This is a genomic window from Paenibacillus sp. JGP012, from assembly GCF_014203995.1.
Classification (GTDB): Bacteria; Bacillota; Bacilli; order Paenibacillales; family Paenibacillaceae; genus Paenibacillus; species Paenibacillus silvae.
The window spans coordinates 59,022-80,146 of the sequence record NZ_JACHKG010000025.1; the positions used below are offsets into that span (position 1 = coordinate 59,022).

Annotated in this window: 12 protein-coding genes and 1 pseudogene; 10 read left to right on the forward strand and 3 right to left on the reverse strand. The window is 47.2% G+C overall.

Annotated features, from left to right (window positions below; genetic code table 11):
* The first annotated feature begins 3 nt into the window (after positions 1-3).
* The 8 genes from HNR77_RS23170 to HNR77_RS30705 all read left to right on the forward strand — a co-directional run bounded on the left by HNR77_RS23170 (position 4) and on the right by HNR77_RS30705 (position 18,310).
* A complete protein-coding gene (locus HNR77_RS23170) occupies positions 4-11,661 on the forward strand; it encodes an SDR family NAD(P)-dependent oxidoreductase (RefSeq protein ID WP_184189652.1) in 11,658 nt (3,885 codons plus the stop codon).
* 102 nt (positions 11,662-11,763) lie between these two features.
* On the forward strand, positions 11,764-12,624 hold the full coding sequence (locus tag HNR77_RS23175; RefSeq protein WP_184189654.1) for an ABC transporter ATP-binding protein: 861 nt from the start codon (positions 11,764-11,766) through the stop codon (positions 12,622-12,624).
* 13 nt (positions 12,625-12,637) lie between these two features.
* On the forward strand, positions 12,638-14,413 hold the full coding sequence (locus HNR77_RS23180) for an NAD(P)/FAD-dependent oxidoreductase (protein ID WP_184189656.1): 1,776 nt from the start codon (positions 12,638-12,640) through the stop codon (positions 14,411-14,413).
* The gene (locus tag HNR77_RS23185) at positions 14,410-15,117 is read left to right on the forward strand and encodes a fluoroquinolone export ABC transporter permease subunit (RefSeq protein ID WP_260410810.1); all 708 of its coding nucleotides are present in this window, start codon (positions 14,410-14,412) and stop codon (positions 15,115-15,117) included. Before HNR77_RS23180 ends, HNR77_RS23185 begins: the two co-directional genes overlap by 4 nt.
* Positions 15,114-15,839 carry a hypothetical protein gene (locus tag HNR77_RS23190; RefSeq protein WP_184189658.1) on the forward strand — a complete coding sequence of 242 codons (726 nt, stop codon included), beginning with the start codon at positions 15,114-15,116 and terminating at the stop codon, positions 15,837-15,839. The genes HNR77_RS23185 and HNR77_RS23190 overlap by 4 nt, the downstream gene beginning before the upstream one ends.
* Before the next feature lie 18 nt (positions 15,840-15,857).
* Positions 15,858-17,189 (forward strand): cation:proton antiporter, encoded by a 1,332-nt coding sequence (locus HNR77_RS23195; protein WP_184189660.1) that lies wholly within the window; start codon positions 15,858-15,860, stop codon positions 17,187-17,189.
* A gap of 66 nt (positions 17,190-17,255) precedes the next feature.
* Positions 17,256-17,411, forward strand: coding sequence for a hypothetical protein (locus tag HNR77_RS23200; protein ID WP_184189661.1), 156 nt, complete (start codon positions 17,256-17,258; stop codon positions 17,409-17,411).
* Positions 17,412-18,196: 785 nt separating this feature from the next.
* Entirely contained in the window at positions 18,197-18,310 is a 114-nt protein-coding gene (locus tag HNR77_RS30705; RefSeq protein ID WP_311768666.1) for a DsrE/DsrF/DrsH-like family protein, read from the forward strand.
* 63 nt (positions 18,311-18,373) lie between these two features.
* On the opposite strand, the gene HNR77_RS23210 is transcribed toward HNR77_RS30705, so the two are convergent.
* Positions 18,374-18,781 carry an ester cyclase gene (locus tag HNR77_RS23210; protein ID WP_184189663.1) on the reverse strand — a complete coding sequence of 136 codons (408 nt, stop codon included), beginning with the start codon at positions 18,779-18,781 and terminating at the stop codon, positions 18,374-18,376.
* Between the two features lie 54 nt (positions 18,782-18,835).
* Entirely contained in the window at positions 18,836-19,612 is a 777-nt protein-coding gene (locus tag HNR77_RS23215) for an MBL fold metallo-hydrolase (RefSeq protein WP_184189665.1), read from the reverse strand.
* Positions 19,613-19,741: 129 nt separating this feature from the next.
* Between HNR77_RS23215 and HNR77_RS23220 the strand changes: the two genes are divergently transcribed.
* Entirely contained in the window at positions 19,742-20,152 is a 411-nt protein-coding gene (locus HNR77_RS23220; protein WP_184189666.1) for an Lrp/AsnC family transcriptional regulator, read from the forward strand.
* 460 nt (positions 20,153-20,612) lie between these two features.
* Here HNR77_RS23220 and HNR77_RS23225 read toward each other — a convergent pair whose 3' ends face one another.
* Positions 20,613-20,750, reverse strand: coding sequence for a hypothetical protein (locus HNR77_RS23225; RefSeq protein WP_184189671.1), 138 nt, complete (start codon positions 20,748-20,750; stop codon positions 20,613-20,615).
* Positions 20,751-20,767: 17 nt separating this feature from the next.
* Between HNR77_RS23225 and HNR77_RS23230 the strand changes: the two are divergent.
* Positions 20,768-21,000, forward strand: a pseudogene (locus tag HNR77_RS23230) (IS3 family transposase); the annotation flags it as partial.
* Between the last annotated feature and the right edge of the window lie 125 nt (positions 21,001-21,125).

A 21,125-nucleotide genomic window follows, 5' to 3' on the forward strand; every position in this document is an offset into this window, starting at 1 on the left:
AACATGAAGGCCCAAACCGAGGAATTCAAGCGTGTGCTTCAAATGATTGAAAAAGGGGAGATTTCCCCACAGGAAGGATATCGTCTGATTACTGCACGGAATACGCGCGAGGAGGAAAGGACTGCTTTTCAGACGTTGGAGCTTCGATCACCAAGTTTGATTCATCACTTGACTCTTCAGCCCCAGAACCCCGCTGAACCTTCAGCGGGAGAGGTGCAAATTCTCGTGCATGCCTTTTCGTTGAATTTTGGAGATTTGCTCTGTGTCAAAGGGATGTACCCGACGATGCCGGAGTACCCCTTTACGCCCGGTCTGGAAATTTCGGGAATCGTAATGAAGACGGGAACGGCTGTAACCTCCTTTGAGCCTGGCGATGAAGTCATCGGTCTGATGGGCGAGCGTATGGGGGGACAAAGCAGCGTAGTGAACCTGCCGGAGCAGCTTGTTGTCAAGAAGCCTCGTACGATCTCATTCGAAGAGGCTTGCGCATTCCCTGTAGTGTTTACGACAGTCCATCACATTTTCGAAACGGCGAAAATCAACAAGGGAGAAAAAATGTTAATTCAGACCGCAGCCGGCGGCGTGGGTCTGATAGCGGTCCAAATGGCCAAGTTGCGGGGAGTCGAATGCTTCGTTACCGCAGGCAGTCAGGAGAAGGCGGACTATCTACGCAGCCTGGATGTGGAACATGTCATCCACTATCGCGAGGAGGACTTTGAAGAGCGCGTTCGTAAGCTTTCGGGGGGTTATGGGGTCGATGTCGTCATTAATACGCTTTCGGGTGATGCGATACAGAAGGGAATCAATCTGCTGGCGCCAGGCGGCCGCTACATGGAGATAGCCCAAACCGGGCTGAACCAGGCCGCCAAGCTTGATCTTTCCAAACTGATTCATAATCAAACTTTCCACAGCATCGACCTGCGAAGGCTTGTATTGCAGAAGCCGGAGCTGATTCAAGGTTATCTGGACATCATGCGCAGGATGCTGGCAGCTGGAGAGGTTAGACCGACCGTGGGGCACGTTTTTAAAATGAGTGATATCCAAAAAGCGTATCAATGCCTGGAGAACAGAGAGAACATTGGCAAGGTGGTCGTTGTGCCGGATTCGGTAGCGTTAACGGAAAGGCTGATTCCGGCCTATGCATCCAAACGGGAGGGGGCGGATTCCGAGCGGGAAGCAGAGCCAGTCGGGAAACCAGAAGGGGAATCCGGGGGTGCTGCCATACCGCCGCGACAGGAAATCGCCATTATCGGCTTGTCCTGTCGCTTCCCGGGAGCCGCCAACGCGGGGCAATTTTGGGATAACCTGTCCCGGGGCATTTCGTCGATTTCAGAAGTTCCGGGGGAACGCTGGAGCGCAAAAGAGTTCTATGATCCCGATCCGCAAAAGCTGAACAAAACATACAGCAAATGGGGCGGCTTTCTGAATGACATTGATAAATTTGACGCGGCTTTCTTCAATATGTCCGGGAAGGAAGCAGAATTGACAGATCCTCAGCAGAGACTTTTTCTGGAGGAGGGTTGGTCGGCACTTGAGGACGCGGGTTATGCCAACGATGTCTTGTCGAACCGGAAATGCGCGGTGTTTGCCGGTGTCGGCAGCTCGGATTATAGGATGAACCTGACCCATGAAGTGGAGCCGCAATCCATGTGGGGAAATGAAAGTTCCATTTTGCCCGCGCGAATCTCGTATTTTTTGAATTTGAAAGGACCCAGCATTACAGTGAATACGGCATGTTCCTCATCTCTCGTAGCCATCCATCTGGCCTGCCAGACGATTGCGAGCGGGGAAAGCGAGATGGCGGTGGCGGGGGGAGCTTTTATTTCGACTTCCCCTTATTTCCACATTGCCTCCAGCAGCGCGGGCATGCTGTCTCCTACGGGCCAATGCAGGGCTTTCGATCAGAAGGCGGACGGATTTGTTCCGGGCGAGGGCGTAGCAGCTATTGTTCTGAAAGATTTGGAGAGCGCGCTGAGGGACGGCGACCACATCTATGGGGTGATCAAAGGGTCGGGCGTTAATCAGGACGGTAAAACGAACGGAATAACCGCCCCGAGCACTCTTTCCCAAACGGAATTGGAGCTGGAGGTTCACCGGAAAGCGGGCATTCATCCGGAGGATATTCAATATATCGAAGCGCATGGCACAGGAACGAAGCTGGGGGATCCCATTGAAATAGAAGCGCTAACAAACGCATTCCGGCCGTATACCTCAAAGAAACAATTTTGCCCGATCGGCTCAGTCAAAACGAATATTGGCCACGCTTCGGCGGCGGCGGGAATCGCTGGCGTGATCAAGGTGCTTCTGGCGATGAAGCATCGCCAGCTACCACCATCCCTGAATTACGAAAGCTGCAATCAGCATATCGATATGAAAGACAGCCCTTTTTATGTGAACACGGAACTGAGGAATTGGCCGAAAAAGGGAGGAGTCCCGCGCATTGCGACCGTCAGCTCCTTCGGCTTCAGTGGTACTAATGCACATGTGGTGCTGGCTGAGTCGCCTTTCAACGAAAGAAGAGTAACCAAAGCCACTGAGCATGAGCAGGCCTTTATCCCGCTGTCCGCCAAAACCGAGTCGGCTTTGCGGCAAAAAGCAGCGGACTTGCTCCTGTGGCTTCAGGGAGAGGGAGAAAAGGAGGCTTTGGCATCCATAAGCTATACGCTGTGCAAGGGCCGCAAGCATTTTCCTGTACGCTCCGTCTTTGTAGTCCGAAGCAAGCAAGAGCTTGAGCGAAGCCTTGCCGAGCTTATGCCTGATGCGATAAATACGTCCAGTTTGAAGCAAAAAGCAGGAGATCGGCGCAAAATGAAGCAGCTTGCAGAAGAAATTGAGAATGCCAGAGCGAACCGTTCGGAGGAATTAGCCGTCAAGCTGGCGGAGCTGGCCGAGGGTTACCTGCAAGGTTATGAACCAATATGGGAGGCCCTCTTTACCTCCATGCAACCACAGCTTCTGTCCATGCCAACTTATCCGTTTCAGCGCGAGCATTATTGGTTTGAAGTCAGTGGGCAGGCTTCTTCAGCAGAAGGACTGCGCTTGCTTCATCCTCTCGTGCACAGGAACACATCCAGCATGAAGGAGGTCCAGTTTACGACTACGCTCGCAGCGGAGGATTGGCAGATCGGAGAGCATTTAATCGAAGGAGAACCGATGCTGCCCGCAGCCGCTTATGTGGAAATGGCTCTGGCGGCGGCCCGATTGCTAGGAAAAGAGGACTTCCAGCGATTGGCTGGTCTAGTATGGCAAACACCGTTTCGCCTAAATGGCGGAAGGTCCAAAGAAATCTGTATTAGTTTGTATTTGCAGGATGACAGACTGGAGTTTGAAATTTGGAGCCCCGACAAGTCGGAGCAGCGGGTTGTGCATGCGACTGGATGTTTGCTGCATCACAACCAGAGGGACGAATACAAGCCCGACGCCATCCCTGTAGCAGAGATATCGTTTCGATGTGCCAACCAACGAAGCGGTGAAACCCTTTATACATGGTTTACCCAGTCGGGATTCGCCTACGGAAAGAGCTATCATACGATTCAGCAGCTGTGCGGGGACGGAGATGAGCTATTGGCCAAGCTGAAGTTGTCGCAATCGCTGGTGAGCGGCGACCAACCGTATTTGCTTCATCCGTCGCTACTCGACGGCGCTTTTCAGGCGGTGCTTGGTTCAGCGTTTAAAGCAGCGGCAGACGCGAGTGCCGAATCTATTTCTCTTCCTTTTTCCCTGGATGAGCTACGCCTCTATCGGCCTATGGCTTTACCTGCTTACGCTTATGTTAGAAGAGCAGAGGATTCCAGATTGGCCATGCCTCGTTATGATATTGATTTGGCCGACGAGGACGGAGAACGGATTGCACAATTGCAAGGCTTTGCCATTCGCGAATGGAGAAACAAAGACTTGGCACCGTGTTCTGAGGAATCGGCTTATCATCGGCCTCAATGGACTGCACAAGCGGTGCCGGCTTTCGAAGATCAAAAGCCCCCTGAAAGCTTGCTTCTGCTGGACGACGAGGATGATTTGTATAAAAGCATGCAACAATACGTAAATAAAAACCTTATTTGGGTGTCGCCGGGTGAGACATTTGAAGAGATTGGTTTCTTGAAGTACCGGCTTGATCCCGCAGAATCCACTCACTATCGCCAATTAATGGAATCCTTGAACAACAAGGGCATTCAGCCTTCCATGATAGTAAAGCGTTGGTCCCCGGGCAAAGAGAGGGGGGAGGAGAAAGTCGCAGATATAGAAGCGATACTGGAGAGGGGCATGTTCTCGCTGTTTCATCTTACTCAAAGCATGATTCAGCATCAGTGGAAACATCCTGTTTATTTGCAGTATTTGCATCCTGTCAATGGAACCGATCCAGCAGATTCCGCAGTGGCCGGGTGGATGCATTCTGCGGCTCAGGAGCATCCCAACTATCAGTTTGCATGCATAGAAACGGACAGCTCTATCGATTTGGGGAAAATGTTAATGCAGGAGTGGGCAGCGAGAACTAATGGCAGCGAAAAAATAATTCGTTACAGGAATGGCGAACGTTTTGTTACCCGGATCAAGCCTGTTGCGCTTGAACAGTTGCCGTCAACTGAACTTCTCCTCCATGAGGAAGGCGTGTATCTCATTACAGGAGGAATGGGCTCCATTGGCTTCGCTGTAGCACGGTGGTTCGCCTCTCAGGGAAGGGTCAAATTGGCGTTGGTCGGGCGTACGCCCCAAAATCCCGATATGGAGTCCAGATTAATAGAGTTGCGGGAGCTAGGAACGGAGGCTCTGTATTGTCAGTGCGATATAGCGGACAAGAGCGCGGTTCAAACCTTGATTGATCGGCTGCGCAAGCAATTCGGTTCGATAAGAGGCATTGTTCACAGTGCGGGCATGGTCCGTGACGGATTGATCCGAAACAAGAAGCTTGAGGACATCAAGGGGGTGCTGGCCCCCAAAGTGCAGGGAACGTTATGGTTGGACCGATATACCCGGGAGGAACCACTGGATTTCTTCGTTCTGTTTTCTTCTCTGGCTTCCGTTGTGGGCAACGCAGGTCAAAGCGATTACGCCTATGCCAATGCTTACATGGATGCATTCGCCAGGCTTCGGCTTAAATGGCAGAAGAAAGGGAAGCGGCAGGGGGCGACGATTTCGATCAATTGGCCTCTGTGGCTCGATGGAGGGATGAACGTTTCGCCTGAGCTCACGGAGTTGATGAAAGACCGGGGACTCATGCCGATCCGCACCGAGGAAGGTCTTCAAATCTTGTCGTCCCTGTTGCGCGTGGAATCAGGACAGTGGATTGTACTGGGGGAACCGGGATTACCGTGGAGGGAGTCTGATCAATCCATGAAAAAGCAAGAGAGCATTCCGACAGGACAAACGGAACATTTAAAGCCGCATTTAATGCAGTTTCTGGTCCACATTTTGTCAGAGGAGACCAGGACGCCCGCTTCCAGAATTAAAACGGACGAGCCTCTTGAAACCTACGGCATTGATTCAGCCATGATTGTGAATATGACGCGTGTGTTGGAACGGGATTTCGGCATGTTATCCAAAACCCTGTTTTTTGAATACCAGACATTAGATGAGCTTGCAGCTTACTTTCTGGAGAAGCATCGGGATCGAGCGCAAATGTTGTTTGGCTACCTTGCTGAAAATGAAACCCGGACATCAGCACAAATTTCAGGGACGGGGAATGCTGCTCATCAAAGCCAATTATTAAGGAATGACCGCGCTGTACATCCTGCCGGAGGAAAGAAGCCTTCGAACCAAAGGACATTAAACCAGAGTCCGTCGAGCCAGGAGCTCCCGAAAGGGGAACCAATCGCCATTATCGGGTTAAGCGGCAAATATCCTATGGCGGACAGTCTGGATGAATTCTGGGACAACCTGAGGGCAGGCAAGGATTGCATCACTGAAATTCCGTCCGACAGATGGGATGTCTCGCGCACAAGCAGCTATAGCAAATGGGGAGGATTTATTTCCGATGTAGATAAATTCGATGCGTTGTTCTTCCAGATATCCCCGCGGGAAGCGGCGCTAATGGACCCTCAGGAAAGGCTGTTTATGCAAGTGGTATGGCATGCACTGGAGGATGCCGGGTATACGCGAAACCGCCTCAAGCGAAGCCGGACAGGCGTTTATGTCGGCATGATGTACGGTCAATATCAATTGCTCGGCGCCTCCAATGCAGAGCAAGGGGAAGGTTTTGTGCCCAGCTCATCTTATGCTTCGGTTGCGAACCGGATTTCGTACATGCTTGATTTGCACGGTCCCAGCATGGCAGTGGATACTATGTGTTCAGCATCGTTGACCGCGCTTCATTTGGCCTGCCAAAGCCTTCGTTCAGGGGAATGCGACACCGCTATTGTAGGCGGCGTGAATGTATCCATTCACCCGTACAAATATCATCTGTTGAGTCAAGGGAAGTTTGCTTCAACAGATGGTCGCTGCCGCAGCTTCGGCGAAGGTGGAGATGGCTACGTGCCCGGTGAGGGCATTGGCGCTATGCTGCTTAAGCCGCTACGCAAAGCTGTCGAGGATGGCGATACCATTCACGGACTCATTCGCGGCAGTGCCCTGAATCACGGGGGAAAAACAAACGGGTATTCCGTGCCTAATCCCATCGCGCAAAGCGAATGTATCACGGCTGCATTGAAGGAAGCGGGTGTGAGCTCGGAGGAAATCAGCTACATGGAGGCGCATGGCACTGGCACTGCGCTTGGCGACCCCATCGAAATCACTGGCTTGTCACAGGCTTACACCAAGCATACGACAGCGGAACAATACTGCTCTATAGGCTCGGTGAAGTCCAATATCGGACATCTAGAATCGGCGGCGGGAATTGCCGGGATCACAAAAATATTGCTTCAGATGAAGCACAAGCAGCTTGTGCCATCTCTGCATTCCCAATCGCCTAATCCTAATATTCATTTTCATAGCTCTCCGTTTTATGTTCAGCAGGAGTTGGAGGAATGGCAGCCGATTTCCGGCAAGAGAATCGCTGCAATCAGCTCATTTGGGGCTGGCGGCTCCAATGCCCATGTCATTCTGGAAGAATGGCCCCGTCAGCAAGAGAGACTAGTGAAGCATGGAAGCCCTGGACCTTATCTGTTCCTGTTGTCTGCTAGAAATGAGAGCCGGCTTTCGGATGCGGCGCGACAACTCATGAACTATGTGCGGAAACATCATGAGCTCGAGCCATCGGCAGTCGCTTGGACCCTACAGCAGGGAAGGGAGGCGATGGATGCCAGATTGGCGATTGTGGCAGCAGATTTGACGGAGTTGGCGGAACGCCTGAACGATTATGCGCAGGGAAGCGTTGGGCACGGCTCCTTTGTAGGCCGTGTCGTAGAAGAAGGAAGCATGCTTGGCGAAGGAAAAGCCGCCCAGCATTTTGTGGCGTCTCTTGCGCTCGAACGGAATCTAGAGCAGCTTGCGCGACTATGGATATCTGGCGCAGCGGTTGATTGGAGCCTTTTGCATGGCGCTGGCGCGCCAAACATAATTTCTCTGCCCGGTTATCCCTTTGCCAAGGAACGCCATTGGTTGGATAGAGAAGTCAGCGGCTTCGGTCCGGAAGCTATCAAACGGGACATCAAAGAGAGCGCCTTCGATCCGATTTCTGCCAAGAGGGAGTCCGAAGCGAGCATCGCATCAGCGGACAGCGATATTGAATCAAGTAAAGCGGTTGCTGTTGATTCCACGCAGCTCCTATCCGGAGTTTCGCAGGATATCCAGCGTCTTGCAGCGGCGATCGTCCAATTGGAGATCGAACATCTTGATGTGAATGAAAGCTTGAGCAACTTTGGCTTTGATTCAGTTATGCTGAAGGAATTATCGGATGCCTTGACTTCCCTGTATTCTATTCCCATTACGCCGACTATTTTTTTTGAGCAAGGGGACATCGCCAATCTGTCCAAAGCGCTCCTCCGTGATTTCAACGATGAGCTGGTTCGCCATTATTCCGAATCTGGCGTAGGAAACAAGAACACCCGCCCGGAAAGGGCGATGGCTGCGGCGGTCCGTAGCCAGAGAAAAAATGAATTCGATCAATCGGAACGGAACAAATCCGATCAGGTGCAATGGAACGAGCCGATCGCGATTATTGGGATGAGCGGTCAATTTCCTCAATCGGAGGATTTGGAGCAGTTTTGGAGCAATCTGGAGCTGGAAAGAGATCTGATTACAGAAATTCCTGAAGAGCGGTGGGATTGGCGACTGTTTGAAATTGAAGGCGGCTACGCAAGATGGGGCGGATTTGTTCGCCATGCGGACACCTTTGACCCTCGCTTCTTCCAGATTACGCCGCTGGAAGCCGAAATGATGGACCCGCAGCAACGGGTGGCGCTACAAGCGGTGTGGCATGCTTTTGAAGATGCCGGGTATAGACCCTCCCACTTCTCCGGCCGTCGTGTAGGACTGTTTATCGGCGCCCAGTTCCAGGATTATTTGCAACTGCTGCATGATGATGGAGAAATGAATGCCTTGGTGGGCACTGGAAACGAGCTTTCCATATTGGTGAATCGGATTTCCTATCAACTGAATTTCAAAGGCCCCAGCGAGCCGTATAATACGGCATGCTCCAGCTCGGCTGTTGCGATTCATCGGGCAATTCAATCCATTCGCAGCGGAGAAAGCGAAATCGCAGTTGCCGGAGGAGTCAGCTTGTTCCTAGCACCTTACGGCATGGTCAGCGCCGGACGGATGGGGATATTGTCGTCCGACGGACGATGCAAAACCTTGGATAAATCGGCTAACGGCTATGTCAAGGGCGAAGGAGTAGGCATGCTGATACTCAAGCCGCTCTCCAAAGCGCTGGCGGATCGAGACAACATTCATGCAGTAATCCGTGGCTCCGCCGTTAACCATGGCGGCAAGGCGCAATCTCTGACCGCTCCCAATTCATCGGCACAGTCCGAGCTTTTGGTATCGGCTTATGATGACGCTGGTATCGGTCCTGAAACGGTTGGTTATCTGGAGCTGCATGGAACGGGCACAGAGCTTGGGGACCCTACTGAAATCGAAGGCATCAAGAAAGCCTTCCAGCTTCTGAAGGACAAGCAAGCTGCTGTTGACAAGCTGGGTGAAGCCTATTGCGGAATCGGATCTGTCAAAACAAACATCGGGCATTTGGAGCCTGCGTCCGGCATTGCCGGAATCCTAAAAGTGATCTTGTCCATGAAGCATAAAAAACTGCCAGGACTGCTGCATTTAAATGAACTTAATCCGTATGTGCAGTTGGAGCGATCCCCCTTCTACATCGTTCGAAGCACACGGGAATGGAAACGATTAAAGAACGAACGGGGAGAGGAAATTCCTCTGCGGGCAGGAGTAAGCTCCTTTGGTTTCGGGGGCGTAAATGCGCATGTTGTTCTGGAGGAAGCTCCAGAACAGGATAAGGAGCAGAAGGCCACACGCAATGTTCCGTCCAAACCAAGACTGTTCATATTGTCTGCCAAAAATGAACAACGACTGCATGAATATGTTCGGCGTATATTACCTTTTATCAAGACTCGCACTGCTGCGGCGGGAATAACCAGCGGGCAGTGGGGACAGGCGGCAGCGGCAACCATTGCGGATATGATCGGGGTTAGAGTCGAGGAACTGGACTGGAGCGAACCGTTCGAAGAGTACGGAATCAGAGGGGAAGAATGGAGCACTCTCCTCAAGCGGATAACAGGGCGGGATGATTTACCCGTTACGGTCAATATGCAGCGGGACTATTCATCGATTGCACGCTTGGCGGAGTATTTGTCTCATTTGGGGGGAGCCAGTGTAGGTTCTTCCGAGAGCGCTGCGAGTTCACTCTTGTTAGCTGACATGATCTACACGCTGCAAACGGGGCGGGAAGAAATGAATGAGCGCCTGGCATGTATTGTCGAAAGCTTTGAAGAGCTCTATGACATCTTGGAGAAATACGTTCAAGGGGAGCATGGAGAAACAAGGCTCCATCTGGGAAGTATCAAGCGAACGGGTAAGGCTGACCGCCATGCGGAAACGTTCCATGTCGAAGATATCCATGCTGGCGATCTCGACAAGTTGGCCCGGCATTGGGTTTCAGGCGGGGGTGTGGACTGGCTGAAATTAAATCAAAGGGAAGATGTGCGGAAGATGTCACTCCCCCTGTATCCCTTTGCGAAAGAACGTTATTGGGCACCAAAATTCAATTCAGGCTTAATGGCGGCTCGCGATTCGTTAACGGATTCTAGTGCGGCTATCGCAGTAACGGAGGAAGCATTGGAAACTGCCTCGCCTGCTGCCTCAGCTCAAGAACAGAGTACAGAGCAGTTGCTCGCCCGCGAGCTGCGTTATGTATTGGCGGATCGATTGAAAATGCAGCCGGAGGAGATAGAGGATGAGGTCGAGCTTTCCGAATACGGCGTTGACTCTATGTTGTCTTCTATAATTGTTGGGGTGATCCAGGATCGTTACGGCGAGGTGATCGACGCCAGCGTGGTATTCCAATATCCGACGATACGTGCCTTGTCTGTTTTCCTTGCGACAGAAGTGAAGCCAACGGCTTCGATTGGTCATCCGGAAAGGCCGGTTTCACAGAATAGCAAGCCGAAGCTGCCTCCGGAGCTGATCCCGATCAATACAAAAGGAACCAGGCAAACCTCTTTCTGGATTCATGGCGCGACAGGTTATGCCACCGTCTTTCGCCAATTGTCTCAAGCGCTGGGGCCGGATTACAAAATCTATGGTTTTCAGGCGAGAGGAACAGATGGCAAAACGATGCCTATGATGTTTGAGGAAATGGTTGAACATTATTATCAATGTATCCGTATTCTTCAGCCACAAGGCCCTTATTTTCTTGGTGGATATTCCTTTGGCGCGTTGGTGGCGATGGAAATTGCAAGACGGCTGCATAGGGAAGGGGAAATCATTTTGCATTTGGTTATGTTCGATACTTACCCTCCTTCCGATGCCGTCAACGATCAGTTCTACGATACCTATGATTTCGATTTTTTGAAGCTGTTTTTGGCTAATGCGTTCTTGAAATCAGACGAAAATCCACATTTGCTGATTTCAATAGATGACATCAGAGATGTTCCGAAGCGGCTACAGGTGGGTTATCTGGCCAGATTAGCCAAGGAAAGAAGCGGTACGATGATTGAAACGGATGAAATTTACAATTTCATTCAAGGTGGATTGATGGTTTCAGATTATGCGGAGGAAATTTATGTAACGTATCGGCCAACTGCTTATGATATCTCGGACGTAACCTTCTTTAAGACGACCAAAGGTTTTGTATCTGATGACAACCCTTTCGGCTTAAAAGGAGTCAATATTCTTCAAGATTACGATTACTCCGAATATTGGAAGGGGATGGTGACACAAAACATTGATGTTCATACCGTTGAATGTGATCACAACAGCATTCTGGAGGAACCCAATTTAAGGTTTGTTGCCGACCAAGTGAGGCGACTCCTTGATTCGTTTCCCAAGGAGGGGCACAATATCAATCCGATCACGGAGTATACTCGGCAGGGGAGTAGAATGCTGCTAGAATTGCTTGAGCAATCGGGGCTACTCTCCGGCGCAGAAAAGGAAAAGGTTCTTACTAAGCAGGAACTGCTTGAGAGGCTTAATTTGCCTTCTATTTATCATGACTTGCTGCCAACGTGGTTAGAAGTATTGGAATCGGATGGATTATTTTATATTAAAGGGGAATAAGTGGTATTTGGCGAAGTATTATAGTACCACTACTAAATATGTTACTCGGGGACAGATCATACTTCTGCCCCGGGTTCATTCAAAAAAGGAATGAAGCGCTGAATGATAGAAGTAACGGATTTGATATTTACCTATCCAGGCAAAAAAGCGCCCGCGGTCAAAGGGGTAAGCTTTGAGGTGCATAGCGGAGAGATTTTTGGTTTTCTGGGACCATCCGGCGCCGGGAAAAGCACCATCCAAAAAATTCTGATCGGCATCCTTAAGGGCTACAGAGGAAATGTCAAGGTGGGACAAAAGGAGATCAAAGGCATTAATTCCGATTACTACGAGAAAATCGGGGTTTCGTTCGAACTGCCCAATCTTTATTCCAAATTTACGGCTTTGGAAAATTTGTCTTTTTTTCGCTCCCTTTACAGCGGAAAAACCGCTGATCCCAAACAATTGCTTGCATCGGTAGGATTGGCTGACCATGCCAATGACAAAGTGTCTAATTTTTCCAAGGGCATGAAAATGAGATTGAATTTCTGCCGTGCACTTCTTAATGATGCGAATCTCATTTTCCTGGACGAACCTACCTCCGGCCTTGATCCCGTCAATTCGAAATTAGTCAAGGATCTGATCTGGCAAAAGAAAAAGGAAGGCAAAACCATCGTCATCACAACGCATAATATGGGAATTGCCTCGGAGATTTGCGACCGTGTCGCCTTTATCGTTGATGGCGAAGTGAAGCTGATCGATACGCCCCGCGACCTGAAGGTCCGCTATGGCGAAAAACTCGTTAGGCTGGAGTACAAAGAACAAGGCGTTAACGTAAGCAAAGAATTTGAGCTGGATGGAATTGGCGAAAACAAAACGTTCATACAATTGCTCCGAACAAAGGATATCGAACGTCTGCATACGCAAGAGGCGACACTGGAGGATATTTTCATCACGATTACAGGCAAAAAATTGAATCAGGAATAGGAGGTGTAGAAGCATGAAGATAAATAGAGAGGCAGATGTCGTCATTGTTGGAGCAGGTATCGTGGGTCTTTTTAATGCTCTGATGTACGCGAAACAGGGATTACAGGTCGTGATTATCGATAATGTCGTCAATCAGAAGCGCAGCTACAAGGTAGGAGAATCTCTGCTTAGCTACAGCAACGTATTTTTGCGCACTCTTGGCGAACTGGATTCCTTTGCGAATACTTCGTATACAAAACTAGGCGTCTGGTTCACAAACGGCATGGAATGGAAGAAATCCTTTGAGGATAATACCGAATGGGCTTTATCTTACCAGGATAGCTGGTTTAAAGAAATTATGCCGAATACGCTTCAGTACCGGGCTTGCTTTCATGAGAAGCAGCTCGTTCGGCCGGAAGCGGAAGATTTTATGCAAGAACGCGTGCGTTCCTACAGCAACGTGACCTTTCTCGATACCGCGCTTGTCGACGATGTGCTCATCGGAGACGGAGAAGAGCCGCATGAAGTAAAGTGGATATGTAGAGAAACCAAGGAATCCGGGAGTGTCGCAGCAAGATGGGTAATCGACTGCGGAGGACGACGGAGGCTGATTGCTACGAAAATGGGACATGCCACCGATTTTGGCGATGATTTTCAGACGACGGCAGTATGGGCGCAATTCGACAATGTGCTTGAAGAGCAGTTTGATGATATATGGGCCTATACGTATGAAAATGGTACACGAAGCATGAGGCAAAAGCATACTTGCCACTTGTGGGGCGACGGGTATTGGATTTGGGTCATTCGTCTGAGCAACAATCGGCTAAGCGTAGGCGTAACCTTTGATCAGAACAAGCAGCCTGCCGGGGCAAAACCGAAGGATCAGTTCTGGGATGTGATGAACCGTTATCCGATTCTAACGTCCTTGCTCAAAAAGGAGGACATGCTGGAGTTCCGCATGTACAAGGACGTTCAATATACGACGGATACCTTTGTCAGCGAAAAACGTTACGGCATGGCCGGCGATGCGGCGACGATCATTGACGCCTACTATAGTCAAGGCATTTCCATGTCTCTGCTTACCTCCTTCCATATTGGAAATATCGTGTATGAAGATGTTCGCCAAGGAAGGCTTAATCGAGAATACATTGACCGGGTCAATCGAAATTTGACACAAGATTGGCTGATCATCCGCAACTTTGTGCTGACCAAATATACAAAAGCGATTGAAGATCATCGATTTTTCATTTTATCTCACCTGCTCGACAATGTGATTCTCTCCTCCGGCATTCAACTGCGCTGGTATTTCGTGCGCTGGATGCTGAATACGAATGGAGATCCCACCAAGGAGTCGAAGCTGGACACCAAGCTGCGGACCATCTTGCAGAAGAAACTGTTTCATTCTCAGGCGTCATGGAGCTTTGCCTCTCCGGAAAAAATACGGTCGCTACAAGGCTATTTACAGAGGAAAATGGGAGAGAGGGCTCGCTGGCGCGTAGAGAACGGCGTCATGACTCCCCATCTAAAGCTGCTCTGGCCGCCGCTTCCCAAGCTGTCCAAATTGCCGTTTGTCGGCAAGAAAAAGCTGGTGAACCTCACGGGCAAACAAATTAGCGGGAAAGCTGCCAAGCTGTTTATTCCGAAGCCGGAGACGATCGTTCACAGGCCTTTTACAGCTGCCGTTTTCGTCATGCTTTTCCAATTTTTCTGGGCTTACGGATATGACGCTTTCAGTACAGGAAAAAACAAGTTGCTTGCTGCAGTCGGAGTTGGCAAATCGGAAAAAGAGCAGCACAGGAGCCATATATGAGATTACTCCATGCGCTTAAATACGACGTAATCGCACAATTTCGCTACGGGTTTTATTATGCTTATATGGTTATCATTGCTCTTTATGTTGTGCTGCTGCGTAGCCTCCCTACGGAATACCAGGACACCGTGGAAGTGTTGATTATCTTTACAGATCCATCCGCTATCGGCTTCTTTATCATTGGCGGCGTGTTGTTAATGGAGAAGGACCAGAATACGCTGGAAAATTTATTTGTGACTCCACTTAGAATTTATGAATACATTTTTTCGAAAGTGTTGTCTTTGACGATTATGGCGCTAATTGCCAGCGCCATCTTGCTCGCCTTGACTTGGAGAGGGCCGATTCATATTGTGCCTATGTTTTTCGGCATTGTGCTGACCTCCTTCTTTTTTACATTGCTCGGTTTTATTGCGGCTGTGCGCTCCGAGACTCTAAATCAATATTTGCTGAAATCTCCGCTATATGTGATCGTTTTTTATTTGCCGGTATTGGGTTATCTGGATGTTGCTGATTTGTGGGTGTATAATCTGATCCCTGGAAAAGCTTCTCTTCTATTGTTGGAGGGAGGCAGCAGCGGTATATCGCCGTCGTTGTTTCTGGGCAGTGTTGCCTTACTATGCGTATGGATTTTTATCGCCTATTACATAGCGAAAAAATCGTTTGAGGGTCGCATTATAATGCGGATAGGAGACGGTAAGTTATGAATAAGGTGCTGAAGCTGTCTTCCAACGATCTGCGTCAAATCCGCCGCGACCCAATGCTGATGGCCGTATTGTTTGGTCCTATCCTTTTAATGATACTGGTGAGGTACGGCATTCCGGAGATCGATAAGCTTACCTTAAAGCATTTTGAATTTTCGATGCTGGAATACAACATGCTAATCCTTGGTTTTTTTATGCTGCTTATTCCTTTTTTGGTCGGCATATTGGTCGGGTTGCTTATTTTGGACGACCGGGATGAAGGGATGATTGTTTTTTATTCCGTAACGCCGTTGGGTAGAAAAGGTTATCTCATGTATCGCTTGGCAAGTCCCGTATTCCTTAGTGCTATATTCACATTTCTGATGGGATGGTTCAACGGCATAGCGTATATTGAAATGGCAAAGCTGTTGGCCTCGGTTTTGCTGTTCTCATTGGAGGCGCCTCTTATCGCCCTGGTTATGGTGAGCTTGGCTTCCAATAAAGTAGAAGGTCTTGCCGTGACCAAAGGACTTGGCGTGATATTGGCTTTCCCGTTTCTTGCTCATCTCGTGCATTCCAGCTGGATATGGGCAGGTAGTATCATTCCGACCTTTTGGGCTTCGCAAACATTTGCGACGGAGACTGTGAATAGCTTCTCGTTTATTGCGACCGTAATAGGAGGGATTTTTGTCCATATTCTGTTTATATGGATGTTAATGAACCGGTTTATTCGTCAGGCCAATTAAGAGAGTGGGAAGTGGCTTATGCACAGTGCATTGTTTGTTCAATTGCTGTTTGCTCTTGTATGTATTTTGCTGGTCACTTTTTTGGTTGGAAAATGTTTTGCCAGAATCGGACAGCCGGTAGTGGTAGGTGAAATGATAGCTGGCATTATTATTGGCCCGACTGTTCTTGGTTCGCTGGTTCCCGGCATGTCAAGCATATTTACTGAAGTCGTGACGTCTCAGCTCAACTCCATAAGCGGCATTGGCCTAGCGATTTTTATGTTTCTGGTTGGCATGGAGATGTCGGAATTCAAGCGGGAGCAGATGAAGCAATCTGCAACGCTTACGTTGTCTGGATTTATCCCTCCATTTATAAGCGGATTGCTCATTGCTTTTGTTTTGTTCCATCAGCATGCGGGAGAATCGATATCGTTATTCAAATTTGCCGTGTTTATGGGCGTGGCGATGGCCATGACCTCTATTCCGATGCTGGCGAGAATGATGAAAGACGACGTTGCTGTTGATAAGAGAATTGCAGGAATCACCTTAATGGCCGCCAGTATGGACGATGTGCTTGCCTGGTGCATTTTATCGGTCGTTCTCGCCTTGGTGAAGTCCAATTCCTGGATGGATGGATTGATTACAACTCTTTATGGTTTAATCTTTGTCTCCATTATGTTTGGGGCAGTCAAGCCGTTAATGGCGAAAATGGGGCAGCGAGTCGAGAGGCACAAAACGTTGAAATACGAGGATATGTTCTTGATCGTATTGTTGATCCTGCTCGGTTGCATGGCGGCGGAATGGATCGGAATTTCTTCTGTGTTTGGATGTTTCCTGCTGGGAATGGTCATGCCGAAAACCCCGATTTTTCAAAGGGAGGTCGCGGGAAAATTGCAGGATATCACCAGTGCGCTGCTTCTCCCGATTTATTTTGCGATTTCAGGGTTGAAAATCAATTTAATGGGGATAATGGGGCAGGATTTGTTATGGACTGCCTTGCTCATTGTCGGCATCTCGATCATAGGAAAATATGTAGGCAGTATGCTGGCGCTTCGTTCCATAGGGTTTGAGTGGCGAACGGCTTCGGCAATTGGCGGATTGATGAATGCAAGAGGTCTGATGGGACTGATTGTGGCGGACGTCGGGCTGACTTATGACATAATTGATGCTCAATTATTTATGATTCTGATAATAATGTCCGTCGTAACAACATCGCTTGCCATGCCCATCTATAAACTATCTATGTCTCTAAAAACCTTCGTTTCAAATAGGATGTCGTTTGGACTAAACAAAGGAAATACTAAAAATGAGATAATATGTTCTCGAACGCTTACTCAAGTTCATTGCCGGGTTAACAAATGGCGAAGCTGATCTGTATCCGGAAAGTCCTATCATTCCGTTTGAGCGGATCAAAAGCAGGAGAGTTTAAATGCAAGTTTGAAGTCATTCAGTGTACGGTACCTGTCTTTGGCGAGGGCAACGGGGGAACTGATGATCCCGTGTATTCACAAAGCTATTGCCGTTGCCGCCGGCCTTCTAAGCATCTGGGCATGTCCCGGGGAAGATACACTAGCGATTGGTGATGGCATATAATGATGCCGAGATGCTGGAATCCTTTTTGAGAAATTAAAGCTACAACAGTCAGTTGATAAATATGTGAAAAGATTAAGCTTTTAAAACCCATTGGAAAAACCCCTGGGTTTAGCCGATGAAATTCTAGGGGGTGTATTTTTATGGCGATTAAGGGACAAAAGTTTAAAACGTATTCGGAGACGTTGAAACATGAGGCTATTCGTCTGCACACGGTTGAGGGCTAGACTTATCGAAAGATTAATGAGCATCTCGGGATTCATGACCCAGGACGAATGAAGCGCTGGATGCGAAAATATCGGGAACAAGGTGAGTGAGTTTGGACTGATGGATCAGCGTGTCGAGGGACAAGAACATTGTTCCATTGAAGTCGCTATTATAGCGGCTTTTTTGTTTTAAGGAACCAAGTTCTTGTCCCAAGCTTAGGACAAGAACTTGGTTCCTTTGCCGAAAAGGACAAGAACATTGTGTCATTTCGGATTAGGTGATTATCTAAATAGTATCATGATGGAGATCATGTGGCTAGATAAAAGCATATGAATATAAGACTTCGCTTGAATAACGATTTTTTGTTTCAGGAACTAGGTTTTTTCTACCCAAGGCAAAGAACTAGTTCATTGTTGAAAAGGTTAAGAATATGGTACCCATGTTGATAAGATTCTTTATTGATATGATGCTGCCGCGTGACAGCAAGAAGCTTGGCATGTCCAAAATGAATATGCTTGGTGTTGGCCCAATGATTATTCGTGGCCTGATGAAATAATAATAATGTTCCGTCTTTGGAAGAGTTGATAGAGTCCGTCATTGCACAAGGAGCCGAGTTGGTAGCCTGCCAAATGTCCATGGATTTTATGGGCATTCAGTGTGAAGAATTATGGAGTAATGGCCTTAAGTGCAGATAGTCTTTGTTTAGAATAAAAGAGACCCTAAAAGGGTCTCTTGCCGTAAACAAATTTATTTTTGATTTAAGTCTTTATTTGTCGAATGATGTCATGAACATCTACAAAAGATCTTTGCTCAATAATCTTACCTTCAGAAATCCGTAAAAGTATCATAAGAGAAAATTTAGCGTCTTTTCCAGTTGCAGGGACACCGGCAAATGGGATACCAGTATGTTTTCCTTCAAAGATAAAATAAGCGGCAACAAGATCTCCTTCAGCTACAATTTCTACAATGGGCATTTTAAAGCCGGGAAAAGCATCAAAGTTTTTCTTTTCTGATTCAATAAGGCCTTCTACACCCGGATAAGGTGTGTCAATTTGTGGATAAAATACATAGTCTTTATGGCAAAAATCTTTAAGTGCTTCATAGTTTTCTTGTTCTATCGTATCAAAAAAACTGCGAACTAATTCTTTATTAGCTTCTACTGACATGCTTCCAAACCAACTTTCAATTAAAATTTACTAATCGTCATTTCTGCAATTATCTTAAAATGAATAAGATTCTCCATCATCTGGTACTAATACATTAGAAATTCCTTTTTCATTAATAAAGCTTTTTAATTCTTCTCTTGATAATCCCCAATGGTTTACAGCTTCCATATGAACAGCAACAATTTTTGCGTTTGGAGAAGCCTTCACTACCTCATAGACGTCATCTTTGCCCATAATCAGAGAACCACCCACAAGGAATTGATTGTCCCCTGCATTGAGTACAATGATTTCTGGATTATGCGTATCGATTACTTCTTGCACAGCATCATACCAAACTGTATCTCCAGCAACGTATAATATTTTCTCATCAGCATGTTTAAAGACAACACCACATGTATGACCAGCATGTTGTAAGATTTCACCTCTACCATGCTCGCCTTTTGTTTTAATTAATTGAATTCCTTCGAAAACGGTATCCTCTTGTAAAACCTCTACATTTTGGAAACCGGCGTTTCTAATTTCTTTTGCATCTTCATCATTTTGAGAAAAAACTTTGATGTCTTTTGGCAATGCTTCTATTGCGGCTTCATCCCAGTGATCTAGATGCAGATGAGTAACAATAACAGCATTGACATTAGCCACAATATTGTCAATGGACGTTGGTAAGCCTACTAAAGGATTTTTTTGATCTTGTCTTGGTGCAGGGGGTAAACCTACATCCGATCCAAAAGCTGGCAATATTCCTTTTTCTGAAAACATTGGATCAATTAAGAACTTTTTCCCTGCGTATTCAACAACGATTGTTGCATTACGAATTTGGTGTATATTCATAGATATTAACTCCTTTTTTTGAAAATTTCTTTGAACAATGTATAGTGTATACTATGACCCATTAACGTATACACAGATTAAATAAAGTCTTTTGACCGTTTTACTTTATTAATGAAAGGAATTAAATAAATGTTGGATCATACGGACATGAAGATCTTAGATGAATTATCAAGAAACAGTCGAATTACAATGAAAGAATTGGGAGAGAAAATCCATTTGACTGGACCAGCCACTTCGGCAAGAGTAGCAAAATTAGAGGATAGTGGAGTTATTGAGGGGTATACGATTAAAGTAAACCGAGTCAAGTTTGGTTGTTTTATACATGCTTTTATTACCATAATTACAGAAAGCATTTTTCATCAACCTTATCTGTCATTCATTAAAACGCAAGAGGAATATTTAATTAATAATTATAAAATCAGTGGAGATGGTTGTTATATTCTTGAATGTAGATTTCCATCCACCGAGTTAATGAATCAATTTTTAGAAGGACTAAATAAGCATGCCAACTACAAATTATCGATTGTTATTAATAAATAGTTATCGATAGAAATGGGACTTTGAGATAAAGTACTCAAACAAACTGTTGGGTTAATTCAAGACAATTAAATTAGTTTATTCCATTAAAGGGCGCTTTAATGGAATAAAGAAGAGCACATATTAGTCACGACTAATATGTGCTCTTCTTTATTTTTAAGGATTTTTTTAATTTAGGTCTTGATAAAAATCGGAGTGGCCATGCTGTGCGGAGCCGATTGTGCCCGAGTGAAATTATATCTATACGAGGAAATTATACCTTTGGGCGGTGGTACCGCTTGACGATTCGGACAAAAGAGCAGCAGTTCCAATTTACTGGCTTTGCTTGGTTCTATTCAGGAGAAGGCCCCGAGGGATTCAGCAGGCTTTACAGTGGTTTCTAGTACCGGCAGAGATTATCTAGCGCTTAACTTGCCACAAATACCATGGGGATATGTACGAACCAAATTGCTTATTTATTGCCTTAAAGCCACAACTGCACGGCTGCCGTCATCAGGGCTTGTTCCCTGACGTTCTGGAGCTCGCGCAAACGGCAATAGCGAAACCCGTGAAGCTCTTCGTCATCCGCGAAGCTTCGCTCGTATGAAAAAGTATAAGTCATATAAAGGGAACGGTTCAAGAGGCATTCTCCAAAGCATGTCACGAAAAGGGGATTGTTACGACACGCCGTCATCGAGAGTTTCTTTGGCATTCTCAAATCGGAGTTTCTTTACTACAACGAGTTTGAAAATGTGGAACACTTTAAGGAAGAATTGAAAAAGTATATTGAATACTACAATACCAAACGGTTTAAAACAAAATTAAAAATGAGTCCGGTACAGTACGAGGCCACTGAAAAAGTTCTCATTTAGAAAAAGGTACAGTTCTTCAAGAAAATTGAATAAAATGTACCCCTTGTACAGGACAAATTAAAAAAGGTTAGGCTGCTTCAAGCTGCTGTCTGTATCGCGCAGGCGGCAGCTTGTTTAAGTTCCAT